Raw genomic sequence first — 26344 nt, 5'->3', positions numbered from 1 at the left:
CTTTCTATAAATTTATACATGAAAAGAAACATAAATAAACTAATAAATTCATTAGGCCTTTTATCATAATGCTTGATTATTTCTTTTTATATATTTAAAATTAAAATACCAAGTAAATTGAAATAAGATTATGGATTTTGATAAAGCAGGCAATGCAGAAGATTTAGATAACGAAAAACTTCAACTGATATGTAAGGCTTATAACAGAAGATTACTATCAAGTCAAAGAGTTGTTGATGGCATCAATTCAATGAATTACAGTAAACTTAAAATCTTATGCAAGTATAATAATAAGTTTAGTTACAAAGGTATTGAAGAATTACTATCAGATAAAGAAATTGTTGATAACATCAACGATTACGATGATGAAATGTTTAGGTCTATGATAAATCATGCAACTTCGGAGCACAATATTCTAGAAATACTAAAAGGTGGAGAGGTTTGCAATACCAATAATGAATTTGAGAGTAGTGATAGTGAGGAAAATGAAGAAGATTATGGATATTATGATAATTCTGATTACGAGGAAGATGAAAAAAATGATCTGAATAACTTTGCTAAAGAAGCACTAGGAAATAAAGGAACTAATGAAAAACGTATTGATGATGGTCAGTCTCATAATATTAATCACGTAATATTTATATACATGACTAATAGTAAGAAGTTTGCTGATAAAGATTTTACAAAGTTATACGACAATAAGGAAATTCTTGAACGCATTAATTCAGTTACTGATGAAAGATTTGAACTCATACTTAGTATTGATAGGTTTGACGGTACCAGTATTATAGAATTACTAGAAAATCAAAATGCTGCTAGGAACATCGATCTTATTGATAAAGAAACGTTGAAATATATAATTGAGAATGATAAATTTAGTCTTAAAGATATCATAAAATTACTAGAAAATCAGGAAGTTGTTGAACGCATTAATTCGGTTGGTCCTAAAAAATCTAAAATCATACTTAATAGTGATAAGTTTAATGATACCAGTATTATTGTAGAACTACTAAAAAATAAGGAAGTTGCTGAGAACATCAATCTTATTAGTGAAGGACTGCTTAAATACATAGTTAAGAGTGTTAGGTTTAGTAAAGTACTAAAAGATCGAGAATTTATTAAGCTTACTAATTTGATTGATTCTGAAAAATCTAAATCCGTATTTAGGAAATTTGATCATACCATTATTATAGAATTACTAGAAAATCAGGAAGTTGTTAAACGCATCAATTCGATGAATAGTGAAATATTTAACTTGATATTTAAATATCTTGATAAAGGATATATTATGAATTTACTGAAATATCAGAGTTTGTTTGATCAAATCAATTCTCTTGATGGGAGTAAAGTTAGTATCATGATAAGTAATAATTTTTATACAGATGAAGAGATTGTAGAAATACTAAAAGATCAGAGTTTACTCGCTCGAGTCAATTCTATTGATCTTGAAAAACTTGAACTTATATCTAATAGTAGTAAGTTTTATCGCCCCATGATTATGGATTTACTAAAAAGTCAGAATTTTATCGATTCTATTAATACTGAAAAATTTCGACTTCTACTTAATAGTATCAAATTGCATGGCAAAAGGATTATAATACTACTAAAAGATCAAAATGCTGTTAAGCATATCAATTCTGTCAATAATGAAGAGCTAAAAGCAATAACAGATAATGTTACTGGTAAGGTATTTGTCAATATATTTAAAAATTTTAAACCTAGCGTAAAGTCGACTTTGAGGCTTGCTATAATCCTGCGTAAAGCTGGTAAAATTACAGATATTAATATCGATTACTTGAACAACAAGGAACGTATTTACGAAGATATAATTAAATATGTTCCCCAAGAGCTGAGCATAGACATTAAATATCCTTTACCAGGAATTGCCATGGACGTTAAAGATCTTCCTCAAAAGCTGGACATAGATATAAAGTCATTTGTAGAATCCAGTATATTCAAGAAAGGTATTGCATGCGAAGAACCTACGTCAACATTATATAATTTATCTCTAGCGCAGGTTATTGAGAATATAAATCCACATAAAAGAGCCAGGTATTCCTAACACCACTAAATTCATTTGTTTATAATAATTTTACTATACCGTAAAATCATCTATATTAGACTGTTTTTGCTATATTTTCTCTCCGCTTTTTCTTGGTAAGATCACTAAGCAGCTGATTGAGAAAATTTTTATAATATAGACCTTCGATGATTTTTCAGTAATAATATAGTTTTAGGTGAATATAGTGAACGTTTCATACAGAAATATAGAAATTAAGCTAATTTAATATAGGTAATATTGGTAATATTGGTAAAACCGAATAACAGGTTGAATTTAAATGTTAAATCTAGAATCTCTACCAAAACATCTAGCAATTATTATGGATGGTAATGGTAGGTGGGCAAAGAATCAAGGAATGGTAAAAATTGATGGTTATAGAAAAGGCAGTGAAGTTGCATTTGATATTGCTAAACATTGCACAACCTTAGCCATATCTTACTTAACTTTGTATGCATTTTCCATGGAAAATTGGCTCAGACCTGAAAACGAAACAGACTACCTATTTAATTTATTTTACTCCACTTTAACTAATGAAGATAAAATGAAATTCATTTGCAATTGTAACATTAAGTTAAATTTTATTGGCAATTTAAGTCTATTGCCCAGTAAAATATTCGATCAAATCAAAAAAGCAGAAGAAGTGACACATAAGAACGATGGTCTATTACTCACTGTTGCAGTTAGTTATGGAGCAAAGCAGGAAATTATACATGCTATCAACAACGTCATAAAAGGAAATATTGATTGCGTATTGGAAGAGGAATTTGAAAAATTTCTGTATACTAAAGATTTACCAAAATTGGATTTATTAATTCGCACTGGTGGCGAGAAAAGGTTAAGCAATTTTTTATTATGGCAAGCAGCTTATGCTGAATTGTATTTTTGTGATACTTTGTGGCCCGATTTTTCTTGTCAAGATTTGACCAAAGCACTAGAAGATTATACAAAAAGAGAAAAAAAATATGGTAGATAATAACTTTATGGTTAGAATATTGTCCTCAATAGTAATATTACTCATATTTTCTTTTGCTACATATTTCAGTGATTTATCATTTTATCTACTAATTTTTTCAATTGCAGTTTTATCTTCTTTTGAATGGTATAATCTAACTCAGGGCAATAGAATCTTATACATTTTCGCATTACTATTAATCGCACTACCAAATGCCTCGCTAATATGCCTATATAATCTACCACAGGGAAAATATGCATTAGTATGGCTTATCTTAACTATTTGGAGCATCGATATTGCTGCCTATTTTTTCGGCAAAAATTTTGGTAAAACTAGAATTTGTCCAATCATTAGCCCTGGGAAAACTTGGTTAGGACTTTTTGGTGCAGTCTTAGCTGGAATAGTGTGTACAATTTTTGGCTCAATATTTTTGAGTTTATTTCCAATTTTTTATTCTCCAATAATTGGTTTGATAGTTGCTATTCTAGCCCAACTTGGAGATTTCACTGAGTCACTCATCAAAAGAGTTTACAATGTTAAAGATAGTGGAGGTATTATACCAGGCCATGGAGGAGTACTCGACCGTATGGATAGTTTCATTTTTACTGCCCCTCTCATTGCTATTTACATAAGCTAAAAAAATGAAGTACTATTAACCTTTGGTTCTTTCCTTCTTGCTTATTACTTTCACCTCAACAGATTGAAATTCTTCGGCACTCACTATTTCATCCATTGACTTATTACAATAAGGACAATACATTTCTCCTTCTTTGTGTAAGTATACTATTGGATGACCAGAACCATCATCATTCTCATCACCACGGCAGCAAACTATTACATTATTATCCCTCACTTTTAACATGTCTCTCCTTTAGCTTACAATATTTTACACATCTAACATACTCGTTTGGAAATAAAAAAGACAATAAATACTTATTCTCCATTTTCTACCCTATTTAGATTAATCAATTCACTTTGGACACTTTTTGACACAAAGTTTCTAACATCTCCTCCTAATCTCGCTATTTCCTTTACAAAACTTGATGAGATAAATTGAGTATCCTCAGATGCAGGAAGAAATATAGTTTCGATTTCAGGAAAGAGCTTATAATTTACCCAACTCATTTGAAACTCGTAATCAAAATCCGATACTGCTCTCAGTCCTCTAATAATAACAGAAGCATTTTGCTCTTTGGCAAACTTCACTAGCAACCCATTAAAGGATATAATATCTGCATCAATTCCTGCTCCTTTCACTTCATTTTTAGCCATGCTTGTGCGCAGACTTATGTCAAAATTAGTATGTTTATTAACATTCTCTGCAACACCAATTATCAACTTATCGACTAGCTTACATGCTCTTTTTATTATGTCAAGGTGCCCAAAAGTTATGGGGTCAAATGTACCAGGATAAATTCCTATTTTGTTACTAATGTTCATTCTTTGTTTCTATACTTCAAAAACTTTTGATGGACATGATAACGTTTTTTATCTAAAAATGAAAGTACGTAGTTGGCCTGATAGCTCAGTTGGTAGAGCAAAGGACTGAAAATCCTTGTGTCGCTGGTTCGATTCCTGCTCAGGCCACATTCTTTTTCTTAATGTTCTATAATATATTATAATATTAATATAATTATTTAGGAAATAATGTATAAATGTTACAATAGAATATTTAATATACTATTAATTACATTTCTACTATTAAGTAATATCGCTTATAGTGAAAAAGTAAACAAAGAATTATCTGCTTTGACAGTGGAAAATGCAGTAAATTATAATATAATTGTTGGTTTATTGCAAACAGATGAATCTCAAAATATCTATGAGATATTCAATAATTTTGGGGTTAAAACTATATTCATTGACTACGACAAAATAATTAATCTAAAAGAAATCCAAGAAGAGTTCGCAAAACAAGATGAAATATTGGCAAAAAAGCTGATACTAGATCGAATAAAAGTTGAAGTTGCAAAATTTATCAAAGAGCAAAAGATAAACAGAATATTTATTTCAGATAACTTTCATTCAGCTCTTAACCCTTACCGCCAGCTTGTGAATGAAGCAATTGTAAAAATAGTAGAAGACAATCCTACAATTCATTTGCTTGCCATATGCGGTGGTTTAAAAGACATTATGCATGCAAAAGAAATTGAAATAACAAATGTTGTTAATGATGAGAAAAATCATTTAAAATCAGCATCCTATCCACAAAAAGAGAATATATCTCTTCAGCAGATAAAAATTGTTCCAGGTAGTCGTTTGGAAAAAGTGGTAGCTAGATTTTTACTACCTAATCAAAATGGCTGGTTTTCAACTTATTTTCCGAATGCTCATTCAGGTACAGTAAGTAATACTACAGAGAATAGAAGAAGGCTAGAGCTACTTGGATATAAAATTGCAGCATTTGCCAATGACGGGGTAATAGAAGCTATCGAAGATAAGCATGGTAATATTTACTTTCAAAGTCATCTAGAAGCCCTTGTTGTCAAATCAGATAAAAACTCTCGTTTGTCAAGCCAAAAGGTACGTCAGGTTTCAACACTAGTTGCTATAGCGATTATAAATGATTTTCTTCATCGCGTTTAATGCTAAAATAAGGAAAATCATTTAATGTCATGGCAGTACCCTTTTTCTTGTCATTCCAGTGCGTGACGATGGAATTCAGTTTTTTATTTCATCAAATTTAGCATAAGCTCAAGTTTGCTTATAAATTTTTCTGGATGCCAGTGTCTGGGCACTGGCATGACATTATGTAATTTGGGCTCCAGTGTCAACTACTCTAATGACACCTGATTATGATGAAAGCAATCTAATGATTTATATAAACCCCATAGCATGTCGAACGAAGCTTTTTTTAAGAAAATCTGAATTTTCAACTACCATTAAACCAAGATTGCTCAGAACTTTAACGCAAAGTATTCTGTTGGAAAATATTCTATTTAGTCCATCAGTTGCAAGTGCCATAGTAAAATTATCAAAGTATCTATCACGTGAAATTTTCTTCAATAGATAATTACTGCCAACATCAATGCCAGAGGATTTTGCAGCAGTTATTTGTCTAATAACACTCTCTACATCTCTCATTCCAAGGTTAAGTCCTTGACCTGCAACTGGATGGATTGAATGTGCTGCATCGCCAATAAGCAAAATTCTGCTTTTTCTTGTTTTGTATGAACTTAGAAAATTTTTATTTATAAATGACTTTAAGTTTAAAATTGAGAAAGTAGTTGTTATATATACCAGCAAGTATGAGTTAAATTTGTATTATGGACTTGAATAAATTTACCGAAAAAGCAAAAAGCCTAATCCAGAGCGCTCAAATTAAAGCATTGGGAGCTGGGCATCAGATTTTTATGCCTGAACATTTACTTAAAGTAATGCTTGAAGATGAGTCAGGTTTAGTTCAGGATTTGATAGGCGCTTGTGGTGGAAATGTTCAGAATATTTCTGATGCTGTGAGTAGTGCAATTAAAAAGTTTCCAGTGGTTGGAGGACCAGGTAGTGGTGGGCTTCAGCTTTCAAGAGAGGTAGCAAAAGTTTTTGATGATTCAATTGGTATTGCGAGGAGAAATAAAGACACATTTGTTACTGTTGAGCGGTTACTGCAGGGCCTTGCTGCACAAAAAGATGAAATTGTAGGTAAAATTTTAGCAGAAGGTGGTGTAACACCGCAAAAATTAAATTCAGTTATTACAGAAATGAGAAAAGGTGGCAGTGCAGACTCTCCAAATAGCGAGGAAAAATTAAATGCGGCAAAGAGGTATACAAAAGATATTACAGAGCTTGCTATGCAAGGTAAGCTTGATCCTGTAATTGGTCGTGATGAGGAAATCAGAAGAACTATGCAGGTATCGTTGAGGCGAACAAAAAATAATCCAGTACTGATAGGTGAACCTGGTGTTGGAAAAACTGCAATAGTTGAAGGTTTAGCAAACAGAATTGTTGCAAATGATGTACCACTTGGTTTGCGTGATGCAAAAGTTTTAGCTTTGGATCTTGGTGCATTAATTGCTGGAACAAAATTTAGAGGGGAGTTTGAAGAGAGACTAAAAGCAGTGATTAATGAGATTTCAAAAGCAGAGGGAAAAGTTATTTTGTTTATAGATGAGCTTCATACTTTAGTGGGAGCAGGAGCGACAAGTGGTGCGATGGATGCTTCAAATTTGCTCAAGCCTGCTCTTGCGCGTGGAGAAATTCGCTGTATAGGGGCTACAACTTTGGATGAGTATCGTCAACATATAGAGAAAGACCCTGCGCTTGCAAGGCGTTTTCAGCCTGTGTTTATTTCTCAACCTACTGAGACTGATACTATTTCAATACTGAGGGGTTTGAAGGAGAGGTATGAGGTGCACCATGGTATTAGAATCACAGATGGTGCAATAATCGCTGCTGCAACGCTTTCTAATAGATATATAACAGATAGGTTTTTACCTGATAAAGCGATCGATTTAATTGATGAAGCAGCAAGTAGGGTTAGAATTGAAATGGACAGCAAGCCTGAGGTTGTTGATGAGCTTGAAAGAAAGATTATACAGCTGAAAATTGAGTCAGAGGCTTTGAAAAAAGAAAGTGATGAAAACTCTAAGCAACGTTTAAAAAAGATAAATGAGGAAATTGAGAGTCTAAACAGTAAATTTGCTGACTTAAGCAGTAAATGGCAGATGGAAAAGAATAAGATAGCTAAAATACAAGAAACAGCTGAAAAATTGGATAACTCGAGAAAAGAGTTGGAACTGGCTCAGCGTAATGGAAATTTAGGAAGGGCAGGGGAGTTGATGTATGGTGTGATTCCTCAACTTGAAAATGAGTTAAAAAATCAGGAAAAAGTTACTGATAGTTTCCTAAAGAAAGAAGTGACTGAGAGTGATATTGCAAATATTGTTTCAAAATGGACAGGCATTCCAGTTGATAACATGATGCATAGTGAAAAGGAAAAGCTCCTTAACATGGAAAATGAAATAGGAAAAAGAGTAATAGGGCAGAGAGATGCAATTGAAGCGATAAGTAATGCAGTAAGGCGCTCCCGCTCTGGTGTTCAGGATACTAATCGACCTTTTGGTTCATTTTTATTCTTAGGTCCAACCGGAGTTGGAAAAACAGAGTTGGCAAAATCCCTTGCCGAATTTTTGTTTGATGATCAATCAGCACTTCTACGCTTTGATATGTCAGAATATATGGAAAAACACTCCGTTTCAAAGTTAATTGGTGCGCCTCCAGGATATGTTGGCTATGAACAAGGTGGCAGGTTAACTGAGGCAGTAAGGAGAAGACCATATCAGGTAATTTTGTTTGATGAGATAGAAAAGGCAAATCCAGATATATTTAATATATTGCTGCAGATCTTGGATGAAGGCAGGCTCACCGATAGCCACGGTAAATTGATTGATTTTCGCAATACCATACTGATTCTAACTTCTAACCTTGGTGCTGAGGTGATGCTAAGAGGAGCTACCGAATCTGTGAAAGATGAGGTGATGAAAATAGTTAAGTCAGCGTTTCGTCCAGAATTTTTAAATAGACTGGATGAAATTATTATATTCCACAGCTTAACCAAAGATGACATTGATAAAATTATAGATGTTCAATTCTCTTATTTACAAAAGATGCTTGCTAAGCGTAAACTGAGTATTAGTTTATCGCAAGAAGCTAAAGAACTAATAGCACAAACTGGATATGACCCTGAATATGGAGCGCGGCCTCTGAAAAGGGTAATACAAGAATGCATTCAAAATAATCTAGCTAAGTTAGTTTTATCGGGGGAAATAGTAGAAGGAGATGAGCTAATAGTGTATACTTCTGGTAACGAAATCTTAGTTAAAAAGATCTAGATTCGCTGTGTATTTTTGTTTTGAAAAATGTGTATAAATCATAATGTTAATGTTGAGTCTTTATTTAAGCTAGTTGATCAAGGGAATAAAAAAGAGAAAGAAAAAATTAAAGAGTTTATACAGTACTTTTATAATTTTGTTTATAATAGTGACCTAAAAGTCAACGATAAATTTCTTTTATACATTGCAGAAGATGCATACAACTTCATTCTTAAAAAAGAAAAAGAAGAAAGTAAATTGGCAGTAAGTAATGTAAATGATATTTCAGGAATAGAAGGCAATTTCACTATAATTAAAATCACAAATTATGACATGCCCTTTTTAGTGGATTCTGTCATTTCCACTATTAAGTCACACGGTTTAACTATATGCTATTATAGTAACAGCATAATTAATGTTCAAAGAAAAAATAGCCTAATAGATAAAATTCATCTTTTGGAAGAAAGTAATGGAATCAAAGAGTCAGTAATATATGTAATTATTAAAGGCATAAGTGGTAGCTTTGTTGATACACTAGAAGAATCTCTACGAAAGACGCTAAAAGCAGTTAACTGCGTTGTAAAGGACTGGCAATTGATGCTCAAGAAGCTTCTTAAGCATCCGGCATTGGATGCTGGAGGCAGAGATTTTCTAGCTTGGTTGAAAAATAACAATTTTGTATTTTTAGGTTATCAAGAATACATTACTAATAAAGAAGGGAAGCTTGCTCTAAGTGGTAAGGAGAGCCTCGGGTTAATGAGAGCAAGTGAAGAGTACCAAAATTCATCAATTTCTTCTGAAAGCTTGAATTCTTTATACATACTAAGATCAGACCTAATCTCAATAGTTCATCGGCGTACCTATATGAATTGTATAGGAGTGAAAGAATTTAATGATCAGGGTGATGTAATAAAGGAACAGCATTTTTTTGGGCTATTTACTTCTATAGCAGAAGTGCAAGATATTCGAACTATTCCGGTAATAAAGGATAAGGTTACAACAATAGAAAAAAAGGCAGGATTTGTTCCTGGTGGCCATAACAATAAAGCTTTAATTTCCATTTTACAGGCATTTTCTTGTGACGAATTATTCCAATCAAATGAAGATGAGTTATTTAAAACTTGCACCTCGATCATGTCTCTTGCGATTAGACCAAGAGTCAAATTATTTTTGAGAAAGGTAGGGAACTTTATTAGTTGCATAGTATTGATACCGATGCGTTATGCTAGTGCAAGACTAATGTTTAAGATACGCGATATATTGAAAGATGAAACGAATGCAGAAAGTTCAGATATTTATAACAATCACATTATCAATGAATATGATTTGATGAAATTACACGTGGTGCTAAGAACCAAAAGTGCTAGCGTTTTTGATGATGAAGTTTTGCGTATCGAAAACAAGTTAAGAAACATTACAGAAAAGTGGGAAGATCGTTTTATAGACAATTTATATAATACTTTTAGCACTGTTGAGGATATATTTATCCGCTATTGCAAGGCATTTCCGATAAGTTATCAAGAGAATTTTGAACCTCATGATGCGTATTATGATATGAAAAAATTGGAGATAGTGAGAAAGAAAAAAGTCAGCGAAGTTGATTTGAGGCTTACTCGTGACAATCTCAACTATCAATTGAAGGTTTACACTCCAAGCAACGGAGGCCTTGAATTGTCAAAGATATTAAAGGTTACTAAGAATTTAGGGGCTAAGATTCTATCTCATAATGGTTATTATATAGAAATCAACGGTGGAATATGGATACATCATTTTGTGTTGTCAAGAGTTGATGAATTAATAGACAACATTACTTTAAAAGAGCAGTTTGAGGTAACACTTGTAAAAGTGTTCAGCAAGGAAATAAAAAATGACTATTTTAACAGCTTGATCATTATTGCTGGGCTCGAGTGGAAGGAAGTGCTTCTGATTAGAGCGCTAAGCGCCTACCTAAAGCAGACATCATTTAGCTATAACCCAGAATATATCCAGAAAGTAGTATCAGAGTATCCAAAAGTAGTAAGGTATTTAGTAGAATTATTTCATTCAAGATTTGATACTAAAATAGATATTGATAGGGCAGAAACTACTAGCATTTTGACAGAAAAAATCGAGGAGCTTCTAAAGGAAATCAGCAATGCTTCACATGATTATGTTTTACGTTCGATATTTAATTTGATGATGGCCATTTTGAGGACCAGTTATTATCAGGATGATAAACCTTACTTATCTATAAAATTTGATTCAAGTAAGATAAATGATTTACCTGATCCGCGTCCATATCGTGAATTGTATGTTTATTCAAACCTTTTTGAAGGAATACATCTAAGAGGAGGGAAATTGGCCCGTGGCGGCTTGAGATGGTCAGATAGGACGGAAGATTTTCTCACTGAAGTTTTGGGCCTCATGAAAGCCCAGATGACAAAAAATGCAGTTATTGTACCTGTTGGTGCAAAAGGTGGGTTTGTAATAAAGCAAGTTTATAAAGACAAAAACACTTTAAGAGAGAAAGGTGTTGAATGCTACAAGAATTTCATTAGAGGAATGCTTGATATTACTGATAATGTAGTTGATGGCAAAATAATTCCACCAGAGAATGTAATTAGGTATGACGAAGATGATCCATATTTGGTAGTTGCGGCAGATAAAGGCACTGCTTCATTTTCTGATTATGCTAACCAAATAGCTTATGAATGTAATTTTTGGCTTGGAGATGCATTTGCATCTGGTGGATCAGCAGGTTATGACCACAAAAAAATGGGTATTACAGCAAGAGGTGCATGGATTGCAGCAGAGCGGCATTTTTGGAGAATGAATAAGGATATTTACCAAGATGCAACTGTTATTGGAATTGGAGATATGGCTGGCGATCTGTTTGGAAACGGTATGCTGCTTTCAAAAGATATGCGCTTGATTGGTGCATTTAACCATATGCATATTTTTGTTGATCCAAACCCTGACGCAGAAAAAAGTTTCGCAGAGCGTAAACGCCTCTTTGAATTACCGTTTTCCACTTGGATGGATTACAATAAAGATTTGATTTCTTATGGTGGTGGGGTATTTGAGCGTAGCAGCAAGCAAGTAGACATTTCTCAAGAAATGAAAAAGTGCTTTGATATAGTGGAAGATATCTTATCTCCAAATGATTTGATTCGGTATCTGCTCAAGGCAAAAGTGGACTTCATATGGAATGGAGGAATTGGCACATTTGTTAAGGCAAAGAGTGAAAGCCATGGCATGGTTGGTGATAAAGCAAACGATGAGTTAAGAGTGAATGGTGAGGATATTAGAGCTTCTATGTTTATAGAGGGTGGCAATCTTGGTTGCACGCAGCTTGGAAGGGTAGAGTATGCTAAGAGAGGTGGGTACATCAATGCAGATTTTGTTGATAATTCAGCAGGAGTAATATGTTCCGATCTTGAAGTTAACATCAAGATTGCTTTTGTTGCAATTATGAAAGAAGGGGGAATTTCCTTGGAAAAAAGGAATGAAATACTGGCTAGCATGATAGATGAAGTTGCATCTAAGGTACTTGAAAACCATAACAGGATTGAAACAAAAGCATTGCTTCTTGAGTGCTTGCAAGCTAAAGAAAAGTTGGAGCAGCACCATAAATTATTACTCAGTTTAGAGAAATTTGGGCTGCTAAACCGAGATGTAGAATTTCTTCCAGCTGAAGAAGAGGTAGCAAGAATGTTAACTGATGGAGAAGGTTTCTGTTCTCCTCAGCTTTCTGTTCTGATGTCTTATGCAAGAACAGCAATAAAAAATGAAGTTATACACTCTGAGCTACCTGAAAAAGATTTTTTGTGCCGTGATTACTTACTAAATTACTTTCCACAAAGGATGGTAACAGAGTTCAAGGATTCCATATTGAAACACCAACTTTGTAGGGAAATTATTTCTACTTGCATTACAAACGATGTAGTAAATAGGATGGGCTGTATATTTATTAATAATTTGGTTGAGAGTACTGGAATTAAAGTACATGAAGCAGTTAACATATATATCGTTGTTAATCACCTATATAATTTAAGTAGCCTTTGGCAGAAAATTGATGAATTGGATGGAAAAATTGATGTTGATTCATATTTGCAAGTAGTGAGAAGTGTGCAAAAATTTATTGGTAGGGTATCATTTTGGTTAGTAAAAAATCTTGGTAAGCTTAATCTTGTAGAACTAGATGGTGTTACAAAATTTAGGGGTGCAATTGAAACTTTAGGCCATGATATTTTAGATGAGCACCTATTAGAGGTCTATAATCATGGATTAGCTTCTTTGTTAGAGCTTAACATAAATAAAGATCTAGCAAAAAGGGTTGCTGATCTACGTATTCTTATTTATGCGCTGGACGTTATATCTGTTGCTGAGCAGACATCTTTGTCCATCCTTGAGGCTGGTAGAATATACTTTGAATTAAAGTCGCTGCTAAGATTTGATATGATTAGAACAGTTGCTGGCAAGATGAAAAGCCATTCTTCCTATTGGGATCGCAGCTTAATTAATGATTTATTAGATGATTTAAGCAATTATCAACATAAGCTAGCTGTTAAAGTTATAAAAGCTACTGATAATCATGTAGACAAGGTTCAAACTTGGGCTATTAATGATAAGGATTATATAGAGCGCTACAATAGCTTTTTAGATGAGATGGTCGCTTATAAACTTGATTTAAGTAAATTAATACTCATAATCAGAAGAGTTAAAATACTTGCTTCATAGGAAAAATGTTTAATATAGGTCTGTCAGAAGTTTTAGTTGTAGCTTTAGTGAGTATAATTGTTCTTGATAAAAGTAAAGTACCTGTATTTCTTAATCTTATTAAAAATATATATAGGTATTTCTGGGTTGTAAAATCAAGAGTTAGGAAATTGTTGAAGGATACCGGAATTAAAGAATTATATGAAGAGCATAACGTTGAAAAAGTCAATTACATAATTGGTGAAGATGGCAAGCTTTATCCTACTTACAATGTAGATAGTACAAAAAATGACAGCAAAAATCCTAGTAGTAGATGATATACCATCTAATGTTAAGCTTTTGGAGGCTCAGCTAAAAGCAGAGTACTATACAGTTATTGTAGCTTATGATGGCGAGGAGGCGATAGATTTAGTAGCGGAACAGCAGCCAGATATTATCTTACTTGATGTCATGATGCCAAAAATGAGTGGTTTTGAGGTTTGTAAGAAGCTAAAGAATGATCCCTTAACGACTTATATTCCAATAATTATGGTAACTGCGCTGCATGACACTCATGATAGAGTGGAAGGAATTAATGCTGGTGCGGATGACTTTCTAACTAAGCCGATAGATGAAACTGCTTTATCTGCAAGAATTAAGTCTCTTGTGCGCTTAAAGATGATAATAGATGAGTTGTGCTTGAGAGGAGAAACTAATGCTGAGATTGGTGGAGTAGCAGAAAGCAGTATTATGGATTATTCTAATCAGATTTTTGATGCTAATATACTTGTTGTAGATGAGGACACCTTTCAAGCAGAGCAGATACACAATGTTCTAAAGCAACGCTTCAGATCAATTAAAATACTGCACGATCCAAAAGAAGCATTAAAGGTTGGTATTAAGGATAATTACGACCTGATTATTTCTGACATGCAGTTTTCAAAAACTGACGGCCTACGGTTGTGTTCTAAGTTTCGTAGTAAAGTAGAAACACGTTATACACCAATTCTGATCCTTTCTGAAGATTATGATAAAAGCAATTTAGTAAAGGCACTTGATGTAGGTGCTAATGATTATTTAACAGTACCTTTAGATGAGAGTGAATTAATAGCTAGGGTTAATTTGCAAGTGAAACGCAAAAGGTATCAAGATGCCTTGAGAATGAATTTATTTAATAATGTGGAAATGTCTATAAAGGATCCATTAACTAACTGTTATAATAGAAGATATTTTGATGCACACTTAAGAAATATTGTTAAGGATTCTGTGGAAAAAGATAGAAGTTTATCTCTTATGATACTTGATATAGATTATTTTAAGATGGTGAATGATAACTTTGGGCATAATGCTGGAGATGAACTTTTAAAGGAAATACAGAAAAGAATTTCTGAAAATATCAGAGTGACAGATTTATTAGCTAGGTTTGGTGGTGAGGAATTTGTTGTTGTAATGCCAGATACCAATGTATCAGATGCGTATACTATTGCAGAGAGAATAAGGAAAATTATTGCCAAAGAACCTTTTATACTTGTGGATAAAAATACAACCCATAATGTAACTGTGAGCATTGGAATTTCAGCAATGCAAAGATCTGACCTTGATGATGTTAAAAAATTTATAGTACGTGCTGACAAATATTTATATAAAGCAAAAAACAGTGGTAAAAATAGAGTGGTTACTGGTTGAAGTTCTTTTAAATAAGTAGTAACTAAGATTCAAATGATAGCATAAAATTTCTCAACTCCGGAAATTTCGCATTTAACTGCAGAAATAGATATTTATTTAAAAAATACCCTGTAATTTTTAACCCTAGTCTGAATTCTTGATATGAGTAGCTATTTTGTAGGTTGTTATTGTATACATCATGCAACATCTGTGGAAAAGGTAGTAATTTATCTGCATAACAGTCACCTACTTTTTTTGACACTGCTCTACCAGTTTTTGGAGAAATAAATTGTAGATTTTCTTTCACACCTGTTACAGCACATTTTGATAGGTCTAACTTAAATCAAGTTGCGTAAGAAGCAGAAGCTCTAAGTTAAGGTAATGACTTTGCCAAAACTGGCTATTATGTTTTATTACATCGATGAAGTGTCTAAAATTATCATACAACTTGATGCAGGATTCACTTTCTGGAAGCACTTTTTCTAATATAGACGAGAAAGAAACAATAGCAATGCTTTTTAACCTATCTTGAAAGAAATGATGAAATGGAGATTCAATCAATTCGCACTTTAAAAAACCTAGATTTTTAGGTAGCTTAGCACTCCATTCTGCATGTAATAGATTACTTATTTGAAACTTATAATTGCTATTGTTTGTTAACCTAGTTAATCCTCTGCACTTTCCATGATTTTTTGTAAATAGAGAAAGAATTAAATTTTTATCACCGTATTTTTTAACAGCTATAATAACACCTTCATCTTTCCATCTCATTTAGAGTATATTGACCATATGATATTATAGAGATAATAAAATTAGTGTAGCAAATTTGAGTTTAAGTCAACTGAAATATATTGACTTTATGTGCAATATTAGCTTTAAACCAGTAAAACAAGCTGCTTAACATATGCGCCCTCTCTATTTTAATTATATTCTTCTTTTGTCTCTATGTTGTTTTTTGCTTTTTTCAATGAAAGCCCAAACGAATGATTCATCAGTTATTCCTATACCACAAAGAAAAAAAGAATTAGTTGAGTTAGTACAACCGAGGCAAATTATTGAAATACAGGAAATTGATGAGGGTATTCCAATTCCCAAAAGAAAAAAGGGTGTAGAAAGAAAACTAAGAGAATACATCAAAGAGGTGAAAAATGAAATAAGAGATAAGAAAAATATTGAGAACAAAGATGATGAATTGGCTGTAACAGAAATTATTAATTCTATAAGGGATAAACTGACAGAGTGTTGGAGCATTCCTGAGGGCATAGTTTATAAAGAAAATTTTAGTATAAAAATTAACTTATTATTATCCAGTAAAGGCGAGATCGTTGTAGCCAACGTAGCAGATAGTAGTTCTTATCAAAATAATCCTCTTTTTAGATCAGCAGCAGATAATGCAATGCGTGCAGTGTATAAATGTAGCCCGTTAATTGGCTTACCTGCTGAGCAGCATCACATTTGGCGCGAAGTCACGTTAGATTTTATTCTAAATAGGTGAATTTACGTTACCTGAATTAGTTACTTGTGATGAAAAATAGATCAGCAAATTTTCAATCAACAACAGCTAAAGACCTTTCTGCAACGTTGATTTCTCTTATATCTGTAACTTCGTCATTCTGATTAAACGAAATTTGCAGAGACTTACTACTGTACTTCCTTTTTCCCAAGAAGTTAGCTTGTTTAATTTTATATGAGACATAGTACCAAACATTTTCGTCGAACTTTGATACTAATGTTGGCAATCCTAAAGTATGAACCACTTTTTCTCTATCATCACCTACTTTTATTTTGCTCCACAGTTCAACATTAATGCCAGGAACTCCGTGATTATAGATAGTGTTCATGCAGCCTACTGAAAACAGCAAAACAGAAAATATTAATACTCGCATTTTGTCAATTAGTTATTTGAAATCATAATACACTGATAAACTATCTGTCGTCAAATTTCAAAAAAGTTAAATTGACTGATTCTCAATATCATTTAATATAATATTTACTTCAAAATAATTAGGTACCTTATGTCATTGCTAGAAGCAGATCCAATATACAAGCCTTTTAATTATCCTTGGGCATATGATGCATGGTTGCAGCAACAAAGGATACACTGGATACCTGAAGAAGTTCCGCTTGCTGATGATGTGAAAGATTGGAAAACTAAACTTTCGAATGTAGAGAAAAATTTATTGACCCAGATTTTTAGGTTTTTTACTCAAGCAGATATTGAAGTAAATAATTGCTATATGAGGCATTATTCAAATATATTTAAGCCAACAGAAATATGTATGATGCTTGCAAGCTTTTCCAATATGGAGACTATACACATTGCAGCCTATTCATACCTTCTAGATACGATTGGCATGCCAGAAAGTGAATATCAAGCATTCTTAAAATATGATGCTATGAGAAAGAAGTATGAATACATGTTAGAATTTGAGGAAAGTAAAAAGCACGATAAAAAACATGTTGCTAAAACTTTAGCAGTATTTGGTGCCTTCACTGAAGGATTGCAGTTATTTGCATCATTTGCAATTTTGCTCAATTTTCAACGGTTTGGAAAAATGAAAGGTATGGGGCAAATAATTGCTTGGTCAGCACGTGACGAAACCTTGCATACCAATTCAATTATCAATTTGTTCAATACGTTTATTAAGGAGAATAATGAAATTTGGAATGACGAGTTCAAAGAAGAATTATATTCTGCATGTCGCACTATTGTTGAACTTGAAGATGAATTTATAAGTCTTGCTTTTGATTTAGGAGATGTTGAAGGGCTATCTGCAGAGGAAGTGCGCAATTATATACGTTACATAGCAAACAGAAGGTTAACGCAATTAGGTCTTAAATCTATATATAATGTTCAAGATAACCCTATTCCGTGGCTTGATGAAATACTAAATGGCGTGGAACATACAAATTTCTTTGAAAATAGAGTAACAGAGTATAGCCGTGCAGCAACTCAAGGCACTTGGGAGGAAGCTTTTGCTAAAAACTATACAAAAAGTGAATAGCAGTAACTTCACCCTTTTTTATCGTTTCAACGGAAGTTTGCGATACATATCAAAGGTGGAAGGAGGAAGAATTTGATATAAATCATCTATTTAGCTTAGAGAAAAGAGAGTATAGATATAAAGTTACATTATTGCATGTAATAGTTGGAGATTTTGATTGCTTAGAGGAGGAGGAGAAGAAGTTAATACGATATCTATTAGACAAAGGTGCTAATGTTAATGCACGAGATTCTTTTGGAAAAACTCCTTTGCACAATAGTCATGACAAAGAGGTAACACAAATTTTACTAGATGCAGGTGCTGATCTTTTTATAAAGGATCATTATGGAATGACTGCAAGATAGCGTTGATGCAGAACAAAAAGCTAGTACAGCGGCAAGTATTGTAGTGTAGTTAAGTAAAAAAAGGAAGAAGAGACTTCTTCCTCTTTTCTCTAAATTTTTTATATATAATTGAGAATAAAAAAACTGTGGATAACTCTGAAAAAGATCAAAAAAGACATCAAAAAGAGTATGATTAGATTGAAATATTTACAGAAAAACTTACTCAATTGATAAATATCTTAACACTTTTTTTTGATAAAAGACAAATAGAGGGTCGTATTGGAGCTAAAGGTTGAAATTTTAAGTGTTTTTAAAGTAGCAATTTAATCTTAAAGAGGTACTTTAATAGTTCCTTTTAAGTACTAATCCGGAGGTTCGATAGGTTGTTGTTTAAAAGATTGGCGGATATTTTTATTAGTATCGAAAATTACATAATATATATTATGGAAAATATAAGAAACACAAGCTTTCAGCAAGAGAAAATGCAATTTTTGCTCTTCTCAAACAGCATAAAAAAGTGCCTGTTGAACCTCCAGATTAATGCTCAAAAATGTTCAATTGATACTTTAAAAGTATTACTTTAAAAATACCTAAAGTATCACTTCAAAAGCACTTAAAAATTTTATCTTTTAGCTCCAATACGACCCTCTATATTGTCTTTTATTTAAAAAAAAAGTGTTAAGATATTTATCAATTGAGTAAGTTTTTTTTGTAAATATTTCAATCTAATCATACTCTTTTTGATGTCTTTTTTGATCTTTTTCAGAGTTATCCACAGTTTTTTTGTTCTCAATTATATATATATTAGTATTTGGAGATCATATTTATTATAGATCTCCAAAGTACTCAGAAATGTAAAATTATATACTCTACTAGGTTATCAACTTAGTTATTAACAATTCTGTGAATAACTTAAACAAGAAAAAGGGGCTTTTACCCGAATAGATATTTTATAACGTCTTAATGCTAACTCCACCGACATATAAATTTGCGTGGCTTTTTCCAGTATCAAGCAATGCAAGTCCAATATTGTCGACACTAGAGCGTAGTTCTCCTACTTCTTCATTATGTTCACTGATTACTTTAGTGCCAATATTTGGAAGTACATTTTTTCCCTCAACAAGGTAAAGTTTCCTTCTGAATCTTTCTTGTCTGCTCATTCGATTTACAACTTCCTGACCTATATAGCACCCTTTATTAAAGCTTATACCATTTATCTTATCGATTAAATATTGCAGCGGAAATGATGAATTTTGCACCATATCTTTTGCTCCATCTGGGACAAGGTTTTTAATTCTAACTTTTTCATACTGAATAAAATCTCCAACCGGTTCTTTTATTTCATCTTTATGTATGATCCTCATTCCTAGCAGCTTGTGCCTTGGATCTTGAAAAATAACTTGTGACTTACTACTACACTTTGCCAACTTAGCATCAAACAAAACTCCAACCTTATATAGTGAACTAATGTCTTTAATCCTCACTCTAAGGTAAGTTTTGAGCAAGTCTAATTTTTCAATTATTTGCTGTAGATGGGCATTTTCACACTCCAAATAAATATATTTATCATGCTCAATGAGGAAAAAATCGTACAGATATTTTCCCTGAGGGTTGAGTAATAAAGAGTAAATTGCCTGCTGGCTACTTAGTTTATTAATATCATTTGTTATAACACCCTGAAGAAAATCTCTCGTATCTGGTCCGTATAAAGATATTAGACTACGGTTTGCTAGCGGTATGTAACCCATAAAACTTCTGTTCAAACCTTAATTATACACTTTTACTAACTCCAACCCTTGAAATGTAACCTTTAGATGACTACATAGAATTGTAGGTTAATCTATTAATGAGGAAACATAAATGTCAAGTGTAAATTTGAATGTATTAGATGATAACGTGCTAATAAAGCCTATTACTGAAGAAAAACAAGGTGGAATTGTACTACCATCAAGTGCTGAAAAGAAGCCTACTAAAGGTGAAGTTATAGCAATTGGTAGTGGTTCACGCAACTCAAGCGGAGAGTGTATAGCTTTAACTGTAAAAACTGGTGATAAGGTTTTCTACAGGCAGTGGGCTGGGACAGAAGTAGAGCATGATAATGAAAAGTATGTCGTGATGAAGGAGTCAGACCTACTTGCTGTTATCAAGTAGGTATTCCTATTTTACTAAACTAATGCGCTATATAGTGCATTATGTATTTTAATATTCTAAATTTTTTATTAATTTAAGGAGTGATAAAAATGGCTAACATAGTAGTATCAGGCGAACAGTTGCAAGAAGCCTTTCGTGAAGTTGCAGCAATGGTTGACTCAACGGTGGGAGCAACTGCAGGGCCTAGGGGAAATACAGTAGGAATTAGCAAGCCATATGGTGGACCAGAGGTCACAAAGGATGGCTATAAGGTAATGAAAGGTATAAAGCCTAAAAAACCATTACACTCTGCGATAGTAAGCACCATTGCTCAAAGTGCTTCTCAGTGTAATGACAAAGTTGGTGATGGTACCACAACATGCTCAATACTGACTAGCAATATGATAATGGAAGCTTCAAAGTCAATTGCAGCTGGAAATGATCGTATTTGTATCAAAAATGGAATACAGAAGGCAAAAGATGTGATATTAAAGGAGATTACATCAATGTCTCGCACAATTTCTTTAGAGGAAATGGATGAAGTTGCACAAGTTGCAATAATTTCTGCAAATGGTGATAAAGATATTGGTAATAGCATTGCTGATGCTGTTAAAAAGGTTGGAAAAGAAGGCGTCATCACTGTTGAAGAGAGTAAGGGTTCAAAAGAATTAGAAGTTGAACTTACAACTGGTATGCAGTTTGACCGTGGTTATCTCTCTCCATACTTTGTTACAAATAATGAAAAGATGAGCGTGGAGCTTGATGATCCATATTTGCTGATTACAGAAAAAAAACTTAATATTATTCAACCTTTACTTCCTATTCTTGAGGCTATTTTTAAGTCTGGTAAACCTTTGTTTATCATTGCAGAAGATGTTGAAGGTGAAGCATTAAGCACTTTAGTGATCAACAAATTACGTGGTCTAAAAGTTGCTGCAGTAAAAGCTCCAGGTTTTGGTGATAGGAGAAAGGAGATGCTCGAAGACATAGCAGCTTTAACAGGTGCTATGTATGTCATAAAAGATGAGCTTGGAATCAAGATGGAAGATTTGACTCTTGAAGATCTTGGTACTGCCAAAAATGTTAAAATCACTAAAGACAATACTACAATTGTTAGTGAAGACAGCGACTCTGATAAAAAAAACAGAGTAGATGCTAGAGTTAACCAGATTAAATCTCAGATTGAAACTTCAACCTCTGATTATGATAAAGAAAAGCTGAGAGAGCGTTTAGCGAAATTATCAGGCGGCGTTGCTGTGCTCAAAGTTGGTGGAGCAACTGAAGTGGAAGTTAAAGAGCGTAGAGATAGAGTCGAAGATGCTCTGCATGCAACAAGAGCTGCAATTGAAGAAGGGATAGTTCCAGGTGGAGGAGTTGCGCTTCTTTATGCTGCATCTGCTCTTGATAAGCTAAAAGCTTCAAGCGATGAAGAGCAAATAGGTATCAACATTGTCAAAAAAGTTCTCAGTGCTCCAATCAAAAGATTGGTTAAAAATGCTGGTCTTGAATCTGCTGTTATAATTGACTATTTGATTAAGCAGAATGATAAAGAGCTTATATACAACGTTGAGGCTATGAACTACGCTAATGCATCAACAGCTGGTGTAATTGATCCGGCAAAAGTAGTTCGTATTGCTTTTGAAACGGCAGTGTCTGTAGCAAGCGCACTTATTACTACTGAATCTATGATAGTTGATCTACCAAACAAAGAAGAAAATGCTTCATCACCTATGGGTGCAGGAGCAATGGGCGGAATGGGTGGATTCTAAGTAAACAAGAGCCTTGGAGCAACTTGCTCCAAGGTATCTTTCTAGTTCTAAAAAGTCTTACCTTTATAAAGGAAATAAATTTGTGATTTTCTATGCAAAGCCACTACTATTTATATTTGTTACGTCTCTTTAATATTATAACTGCTTAAAAATAAAAAAATAATATATGAAAGTTATAATTGCTACTATAGTTGTATTAGCATAATATTATATTAACAAATGATTTATATAATATTTTTATTATAATAGATAGAACTTAAATTATTTTCTTCATAAATAGAGTATTTATGAAAATACGTATATACTCAATCCTACTTTTACTTTTTTCTTGCACTCAATTGTGCGCTGAAGAAGAAGTTGCAAAATTTGATCTGCTCATTGGTAAGGTAAATAAAGCAAACCTTACCATTGAAGGCGCAATAAAGGTTACAATAAAACCAGGTTGGCATATATATTACAAAGACCCTGGAGATTTCGGCCTTCCTACTTCCTTTGACTGTCAGGGTAACATATCAAATATAGATATTCATTGGCCTACTCCCAAGGAACATGAAGATAAAGTTGGGGAAGTTACATTTGTTAGTAACATATATGAAGATATGGTGTTATTTCCCTTTAAAAACAATATCATTCCAAATCAGGAATGCGCTGATATTAACTTTCATATAAAGTACGCAATATGTAAAGATAGGTGTATCCCTAAAAATGCCGAGATAAAAACCAGTCAACCACTAAAGGATTTTATAGATTCTGATATCAATAAACTCATAAATGAGTGGTATGAAAAATAGAGCTCCCAGCGAGCAAGTGATAGTTATACGATAGCTTAAAAATGTTATTCCTGTCCCTGAATTTTCCAATAAAGATCTTTCCAAAAATTTCGATCATGAAGCCTTTTGGGGACCAAAAGGCTTCATTTCAATCAATAACGAAAATTATAACTTTGAAAGAGCTGCTTGCTTATTAACTCCTGTAGTAATTTGTATGCTTTCCACACTTGTTGAAGGATAAAATCCTTTTATTACTTCAGAGCCTTCTCGCTTTAAATATGACAATGCTTCATATAAAGGCTTCGCTTCATATTGTCTTCCTACTTTTACTTCTTTATGTGCAGCTAATTGATCCCAAGTAACACCATTGCTTTCAATAAACTCTACAGAACCATTATCTCTAATGCTAATTTTCATTTTACACTCTTTCCCCTCAACATACCAATTTAAATTCATATAATATGAGCCATTAGCTACTTCATAAATTCTTACTCCATTCTCATCAACTCTGCAGCGTATTCCCCTTGTTTCACACTTGCTTTTACTAGGCAGTAATAATGTAATTCCATCTACACCATATTTTCTGCATAGATCACTATTTAAAACATCAACCACATTTATTGATTTTTAGAATCGCCAAGCATAATTCTGAGTGCAGGCTTAATCTTACCTTTCTTTCTACTTTCTTTAATTCCTATATATTCTAAAGTATTGTCTTTTATACTTTCCTTTACATCTTGTGCAATGTTGTTAGCAATTTTGCCTACAATATTTTTGCTATCGTACTTATTAGCATATTTGTATTCATATCTGCCATTAACTTCATATCTATACTTTTCCTGTCCTTCTTCACTAGGAACCACAGTAGAAAAGTGTTTAAACCACACTTCATCATAATCAATACTAACTTCTTCGTTCTTATCTTCAGAATCTATAGATATTTTGCTACCTGGGCTTACATTTTTAAAGAACTTATCCTTTGCACGTAAATAAAAATTTTCATTTGTATTTTGATTTAGGTCAGTTTTAATTAGACCTTTAGGATTATCTAACATATACCTCCACACATTAAATTATATAGAGGTATATTAGTGTTGACCTTCTAAGTCAACACTAAACAATAACAAAAACTATAGTTGTTTCTTTTTACCTGCTAAAGATTGTGCTTGTGCTCCATCTACACTTGTTGAATGTTGCTTCAATATGTGATTTAGATATTCTCGTACTTCATCAGTGTATTTAATGCTCTTGTAGCTTAAACTTCTTATCAACACCTTGCCTAAATGAAAAATATTTCCTCTTTCTTGGAGAAATTTGTTATATTCATTGCAGTTACTGACTTTCATTTGCTGTGGCATATTTTTTCTTCAATGGTTAAATGGCTATTCTATAATGAATTTTGTCAGTAACTGCCAGTTCTTTTCTCTTGAGTGATGCAACAAAGCCATCCCAGTGTCAAGCACTGGAATGACACCCATTTCTTTCTAGTGTCCCCTTTCTTGTCATTCAAGTATCCTTTTCTTATCATCCGAGTAGCTAAAACTATGATCCATTGTTCATTTTCTGGATTCCAGTCTGGAATGACATTGTTTTAACATTGTACCATATTACAATGTTCATACAGTTGTGATTGGTATGACAAGATAAGAGGTGCTAGAATAATGGAACCGAAGTCATACATAGAAAATAGGTTGGGTATTTTTCAACTTTTGCTATATACTTAAGTAAAAATCTCTCTTTTACAGATGGATACAGTAAAGTTTATTTTATTACTGCCAACAATACTACTCATACTAGTTGCTGGTGTTTACCTATCGGTTAAACTAAAATGGTTACAGATATTTAGACTACCGTATGCCCTTTCACTTATTGGAGCTAAAAGAGGAGAAAATAAATTTTCTTCTATAGCTGCTCTGTTTACAATCTTAGGGGGAAATTTAGGAGTAGGAAATATTTCAGGAACTGCTGTTGCTCTAAAAACCGGAGGACCGGGATCCATTTTATGGATGGCAATCATTATTGTTGTTACTTCTGTGATAAAATATGTTACTTGTTACCTAAGTATAAAAACCAGAAAAGAAAAAAATGGACGGTTTATAGGTGGACCTGTAGCCTACATGAATGACTCATTTAACTCTAGCAAAGCTACAATTGTGTTTCTAATTGTTATGGTAATAGTTTCAATAACAGTTGGTAATCTTGTTCAGGTAAATTCTCTATCAATACCACTCAGCATGGTAGATGTACCTGTAGTTATTGGCGGCATTGTAATGGCCATAATATTTTTTGTTGTTGCAGCTCTCAGCTTAAAAAAAATTAAAATTTTTATATCGGCTATGATACCGATAATGACGGTGAGTTACCTTACACTTTGCGGTATAATATTATTTAAGTTTAGTGAAAATATCCTTCCTTCTCTAAAATTAATAACAAGCAGTTTTTTTACAACTAGTAGCTTTAACTCTGGTTTATCTTTAGGTTTGATTTTAGAAATGTTGACTATTATTCAAGTTGGAACTTTGCGAGGTATTTTTGCAACAGATATAGGACTTGGCCTCGAAGGAATTGTACACTCCTCGATTACTCCTAAAAAAAATAACAATAAATTTATCATTGAACAGAGTCTAATCACAATAATATCTCCTTTTATAGTTGCACTCATAGTATTCATTACAACAATGGTACTGCTTGTCACAGATTCTTGGATTACTGATTTAGAGAGCACTAACATGTGCATATTTGCTTTTAGAAAAGCTATGAATTGGCCCTATATTGACTATTTTATTATGACCATAATGTTTTGCTTTGCATTTACTACTATTTTTACTTGGTTTTTTTGTTCAAAACAAACAATACGCTATGTATCTATGGATAATAAATACACCAAAATCTGGACTGTAGTTTTTACCTTAATCATTCCATTTGGTGCAATTGGTGGAGTTAAGTTACTCTGGGATATAGCTGATATCTCGATTGCTGCTTTGCTTTTTATTAACATACTTGCTATACTCAAGCTCACTTCTCAAGATCCAGAAGTATTTACTATGAGTAGCAAATACTTGAAGTTGCAAAAACAGAGCTAAAGCAATATTTTAAGTTGTCATCCCAGTCTGGAATCCAGCCTTTCATGAACTTCATCAAAAATGTTATGTTTTAACATAATAATTTTATGCTCACTAACTGA

The 26344-nt window shown here is 33.0% G+C and carries 22 protein-coding genes, 1 tRNA gene and 2 pseudogenes; 16 read left to right on the top strand and 9 right to left on the bottom strand.

Annotation, left to right across the window (positions count from 1 at the left end; genetic code table 11):
* Window positions 1-130: 130 nt before the first annotated feature.
* From OPR44_RS04285 to OPR44_RS04275, 3 genes are all read left to right on the top strand, one after another.
* Window positions 131-2062 (top strand): hypothetical protein, encoded by a 1932-nt coding sequence (locus tag OPR44_RS04285; protein ID WP_265014501.1) that lies wholly within the window; start codon window positions 131-133, stop codon window positions 2060-2062.
* A gap of 277 nt (window positions 2063-2339) precedes the next feature.
* Complete coding sequence (gene uppS, locus OPR44_RS04280; protein WP_264375309.1) at window positions 2340-3035, top strand: polyprenyl diphosphate synthase; 696 nt, start codon at window positions 2340-2342, stop codon at window positions 3033-3035.
* Window positions 3025-3651: a phosphatidate cytidylyltransferase gene (locus OPR44_RS04275; protein WP_007302837.1), complete on the top strand. Its 627-nt coding sequence runs from the start codon at window positions 3025-3027 to the stop codon at window positions 3649-3651. The genes uppS and OPR44_RS04275 overlap by 11 nt, the downstream gene beginning before the upstream one ends.
* A gap of 15 nt (window positions 3652-3666) precedes the next feature.
* Here OPR44_RS04275 and OPR44_RS04270 read toward each other — a convergent pair whose 3' ends face one another.
* Window positions 3667-3876 carry a zinc-finger domain-containing protein gene (locus OPR44_RS04270; protein ID WP_007302836.1) on the bottom strand — a complete coding sequence of 70 codons (210 nt, stop codon included), beginning with the start codon at window positions 3874-3876 and terminating at the stop codon, window positions 3667-3669.
* A gap of 71 nt (window positions 3877-3947) precedes the next feature.
* Entirely contained in the window at window positions 3948-4454 is a 507-nt protein-coding gene (gene coaD, locus OPR44_RS04265; protein WP_265014500.1) for a pantetheine-phosphate adenylyltransferase, read from the bottom strand.
* Window positions 4455-4528: 74 nt separating this feature from the next.
* Between coaD and OPR44_RS04260 the strand changes: the two genes are divergently transcribed.
* Both OPR44_RS04260 and OPR44_RS04255 read left to right on the top strand, forming a co-directional pair.
* Window positions 4529-4601: transfer RNA gene (locus OPR44_RS04260), tRNA-Phe, on the top strand.
* Window positions 4602-4661: 60 nt separating this feature from the next.
* Window positions 4662-5600 carry a type 1 glutamine amidotransferase family protein gene (locus OPR44_RS04255; RefSeq protein ID WP_264376421.1) on the top strand — a complete coding sequence of 313 codons (939 nt, stop codon included), beginning with the start codon at window positions 4662-4664 and terminating at the stop codon, window positions 5598-5600.
* A gap of 231 nt (window positions 5601-5831) precedes the next feature.
* On the opposite strand, the pseudogene OPR44_RS04250 reads toward OPR44_RS04255, so the two are convergent.
* A pseudogene (locus tag OPR44_RS04250) lies at window positions 5832-6182 on the bottom strand (FAD-dependent monooxygenase); the annotation flags it as partial.
* A gap of 98 nt (window positions 6183-6280) precedes the next feature.
* Between OPR44_RS04250 and clpB the strand changes: the two are divergent.
* Genes clpB through OPR44_RS04230 form a run of 4 tightly spaced genes read left to right on the top strand, consistent with a single transcriptional unit; the run spans window position 6281 to window position 15184 of the window.
* A complete protein-coding gene (clpB, locus tag OPR44_RS04245) occupies window positions 6281-8842 on the top strand; it encodes an ATP-dependent chaperone ClpB (RefSeq protein WP_265015428.1) in 2562 nt (853 codons plus the stop codon).
* 27 nt (window positions 8843-8869) lie between these two features.
* Window positions 8870-13540: an NAD-glutamate dehydrogenase gene (locus tag OPR44_RS04240; protein WP_265015427.1), complete on the top strand. Its 4671-nt coding sequence runs from the start codon at window positions 8870-8872 to the stop codon at window positions 13538-13540.
* Window positions 13541-13545: 5 nt separating this feature from the next.
* Entirely contained in the window at window positions 13546-13836 is a 291-nt protein-coding gene (gene tatB, locus OPR44_RS04235; protein ID WP_010401887.1) for a Sec-independent protein translocase subunit TatB, read from the top strand.
* Complete coding sequence (locus OPR44_RS04230) at window positions 13808-15184, top strand: PleD family two-component system response regulator (RefSeq protein ID WP_265015426.1); 1377 nt, start codon at window positions 13808-13810, stop codon at window positions 15182-15184. The genes tatB and OPR44_RS04230 overlap by 29 nt, the downstream gene beginning before the upstream one ends.
* 22 nt (window positions 15185-15206) lie before the next feature.
* On the opposite strand, the pseudogene recO reads toward OPR44_RS04230, so the two are convergent.
* Window positions 15207-15934, bottom strand: a pseudogene (gene recO / locus OPR44_RS04225) (DNA repair protein RecO).
* Between the two features lie 196 nt (window positions 15935-16130).
* Here recO and OPR44_RS04220 point away from each other — a divergent pair.
* A complete protein-coding gene (locus OPR44_RS04220; protein WP_264377852.1) occupies window positions 16131-16658 on the top strand; it encodes a hypothetical protein in 528 nt (175 codons plus the stop codon).
* Between the two features lie 52 nt (window positions 16659-16710).
* Here OPR44_RS04220 and OPR44_RS04215 read toward each other — a convergent pair whose 3' ends face one another.
* The gene (locus OPR44_RS04215) at window positions 16711-17049 is read right to left on the bottom strand and encodes an outer membrane protein assembly factor BamE (protein ID WP_265015425.1); all 339 of its coding nucleotides are present in this window, start codon (window positions 17047-17049) and stop codon (window positions 16711-16713) included.
* Window positions 17050-17178: 129 nt separating this feature from the next.
* On the opposite strand from OPR44_RS04215, the gene OPR44_RS04210 reads away from it, so the two are divergent.
* Window positions 17179-18168, top strand: a complete 990-nt coding sequence (locus OPR44_RS04210; RefSeq protein WP_264377853.1) for a ribonucleotide-diphosphate reductase subunit beta — start codon at window positions 17179-17181, stop codon at window positions 18166-18168.
* 131 nt (window positions 18169-18299) lie between these two features.
* Window positions 18300-18512, top strand: coding sequence for an ankyrin repeat domain-containing protein (locus OPR44_RS04205; RefSeq protein WP_264377854.1), 213 nt, complete (start codon window positions 18300-18302; stop codon window positions 18510-18512).
* Window positions 18513-19441: 929 nt separating this feature from the next.
* Here OPR44_RS04205 and ygfZ read toward each other — a convergent pair.
* Window positions 19442-20239 carry a CAF17-like 4Fe-4S cluster assembly/insertion protein YgfZ gene (gene ygfZ, locus OPR44_RS04200; protein WP_265015424.1) on the bottom strand — a complete coding sequence of 266 codons (798 nt, stop codon included), beginning with the start codon at window positions 20237-20239 and terminating at the stop codon, window positions 19442-19444.
* A 112-nt stretch (window positions 20240-20351) separates the two neighbouring features.
* Here ygfZ and OPR44_RS04195 point away from each other — a divergent pair, with 112 nt between their 5' ends.
* From OPR44_RS04195 to OPR44_RS04185, 3 genes are all read left to right on the top strand, one after another.
* Window positions 20352-20642 (top strand): co-chaperone GroES, encoded by a 291-nt coding sequence (locus OPR44_RS04195; protein WP_265015423.1) that lies wholly within the window; start codon window positions 20352-20354, stop codon window positions 20640-20642.
* A gap of 89 nt (window positions 20643-20731) precedes the next feature.
* Entirely contained in the window at window positions 20732-22390 is a 1659-nt protein-coding gene (gene groL / locus OPR44_RS04190; protein ID WP_265015422.1) for a chaperonin GroEL, read from the top strand.
* A 287-nt stretch (window positions 22391-22677) separates the two neighbouring features.
* Window positions 22678-23181, top strand: a complete 504-nt coding sequence (locus OPR44_RS04185) for a protein-disulfide reductase DsbD domain-containing protein (RefSeq protein WP_265015421.1) — start codon at window positions 22678-22680, stop codon at window positions 23179-23181.
* A 144-nt stretch (window positions 23182-23325) separates the two neighbouring features.
* Here OPR44_RS04185 and OPR44_RS04180 read toward each other — a convergent pair whose 3' ends face one another.
* The 3 genes from OPR44_RS04180 to OPR44_RS04170 all read right to left on the bottom strand — a co-directional run bounded on the left by OPR44_RS04180 (window position 23326) and on the right by OPR44_RS04170 (window position 24518).
* On the bottom strand, window positions 23326-23775 hold the full coding sequence (locus tag OPR44_RS04180; RefSeq protein WP_265015420.1) for a hypothetical protein: 450 nt from the start codon (window positions 23773-23775) through the stop codon (window positions 23326-23328).
* A gap of 2 nt (window positions 23776-23777) precedes the next feature.
* Window positions 23778-24215 carry a hypothetical protein gene (locus tag OPR44_RS04175; protein ID WP_265015419.1) on the bottom strand — a complete coding sequence of 146 codons (438 nt, stop codon included), beginning with the start codon at window positions 24213-24215 and terminating at the stop codon, window positions 23778-23780.
* Window positions 24216-24290: 75 nt separating this feature from the next.
* Complete coding sequence (locus OPR44_RS04170; RefSeq protein WP_265015418.1) at window positions 24291-24518, bottom strand: hypothetical protein; 228 nt, start codon at window positions 24516-24518, stop codon at window positions 24291-24293.
* 387 nt (window positions 24519-24905) lie between these two features.
* Here OPR44_RS04170 and OPR44_RS04165 point away from each other — a divergent pair, with 387 nt between their 5' ends.
* Complete coding sequence (locus tag OPR44_RS04165) at window positions 24906-26243, top strand: alanine:cation symporter family protein (protein ID WP_264687251.1); 1338 nt, start codon at window positions 24906-24908, stop codon at window positions 26241-26243.
* Window positions 26244-26344 lie beyond the last annotated feature (101 nt).

The organism is Wolbachia endosymbiont (group B) of Camptogramma bilineatum (genome assembly GCF_947251825.1).
Lineage (GTDB): Bacteria > Pseudomonadota > Alphaproteobacteria > Rickettsiales > Anaplasmataceae > Wolbachia.
This window is presented reverse-complemented; position numbering and strand designations above follow the sequence as displayed.

Bases quoted from the DNA above. Each gene is read 5' to 3' on its own strand.
- OPR44_RS04285 (WP_265014501.1), top strand. From the start codon at position 131: ATGGATTTTGATAAAGCAGGCAATGCAGAAGATTTAGATAACGAAAAA.
- uppS (WP_264375309.1), top strand. From the start codon at position 2,340: ATGTTAAATCTAGAATCTCTACCAAAACATCTAGCAATTATTATGGAT.
- OPR44_RS04275 (WP_007302837.1), top strand. From the start codon at position 3,025: ATGGTAGATAATAACTTTATGGTTAGAATATTGTCCTCAATAGTAATA.
- OPR44_RS04270 (WP_007302836.1), bottom strand. From the start codon at position 3,876: ATGTTAAAAGTGAGGGATAATAATGTAATAGTTTGCTGCCGTGGTGAT.
- coaD (WP_265014500.1), bottom strand. From the start codon at position 4,454: ATGAACATTAGTAACAAAATAGGAATTTATCCTGGTACATTTGACCCC.
- OPR44_RS04255 (WP_264376421.1), top strand. From the start codon at position 4,662: ATGTATAAATGTTACAATAGAATATTTAATATACTATTAATTACATTT.
- clpB (WP_265015428.1), top strand. From the start codon at position 6,281: ATGGACTTGAATAAATTTACCGAAAAAGCAAAAAGCCTAATCCAGAGC.
- OPR44_RS04240 (WP_265015427.1), top strand. From the start codon at position 8,870: ATGTGTATAAATCATAATGTTAATGTTGAGTCTTTATTTAAGCTAGTT.
- tatB (WP_010401887.1), top strand. From the start codon at position 13,546: ATGTTTAATATAGGTCTGTCAGAAGTTTTAGTTGTAGCTTTAGTGAGT.
- OPR44_RS04230 (WP_265015426.1), top strand. From the start codon at position 13,808: ATGACAGCAAAAATCCTAGTAGTAGATGATATACCATCTAATGTTAAG.
- OPR44_RS04220 (WP_264377852.1), top strand. From the start codon at position 16,131: ATGAAAGCCCAAACGAATGATTCATCAGTTATTCCTATACCACAAAGA.
- OPR44_RS04215 (WP_265015425.1), bottom strand. From the start codon at position 17,049: ATGCGAGTATTAATATTTTCTGTTTTGCTGTTTTCAGTAGGCTGCATG.
- OPR44_RS04210 (WP_264377853.1), top strand. From the start codon at position 17,179: ATGTCATTGCTAGAAGCAGATCCAATATACAAGCCTTTTAATTATCCT.
- ygfZ (WP_265015424.1), bottom strand. From the start codon at position 20,239: ATGGGTTACATACCGCTAGCAAACCGTAGTCTAATATCTTTATACGGA.
- OPR44_RS04195 (WP_265015423.1), top strand. From the start codon at position 20,352: ATGTCAAGTGTAAATTTGAATGTATTAGATGATAACGTGCTAATAAAG.
- groL (WP_265015422.1), top strand. From the start codon at position 20,732: ATGGCTAACATAGTAGTATCAGGCGAACAGTTGCAAGAAGCCTTTCGT.
- OPR44_RS04185 (WP_265015421.1), top strand. From the start codon at position 22,678: ATGAAAATACGTATATACTCAATCCTACTTTTACTTTTTTCTTGCACT.
- OPR44_RS04175 (WP_265015419.1), bottom strand. From the start codon at position 24,215: ATGTTAGATAATCCTAAAGGTCTAATTAAAACTGACCTAAATCAAAAT.
- OPR44_RS04170 (WP_265015418.1), bottom strand. From the start codon at position 24,518: ATGCCACAGCAAATGAAAGTCAGTAACTGCAATGAATATAACAAATTT.
- OPR44_RS04165 (WP_264687251.1), top strand. From the start codon at position 24,906: ATGGATACAGTAAAGTTTATTTTATTACTGCCAACAATACTACTCATA.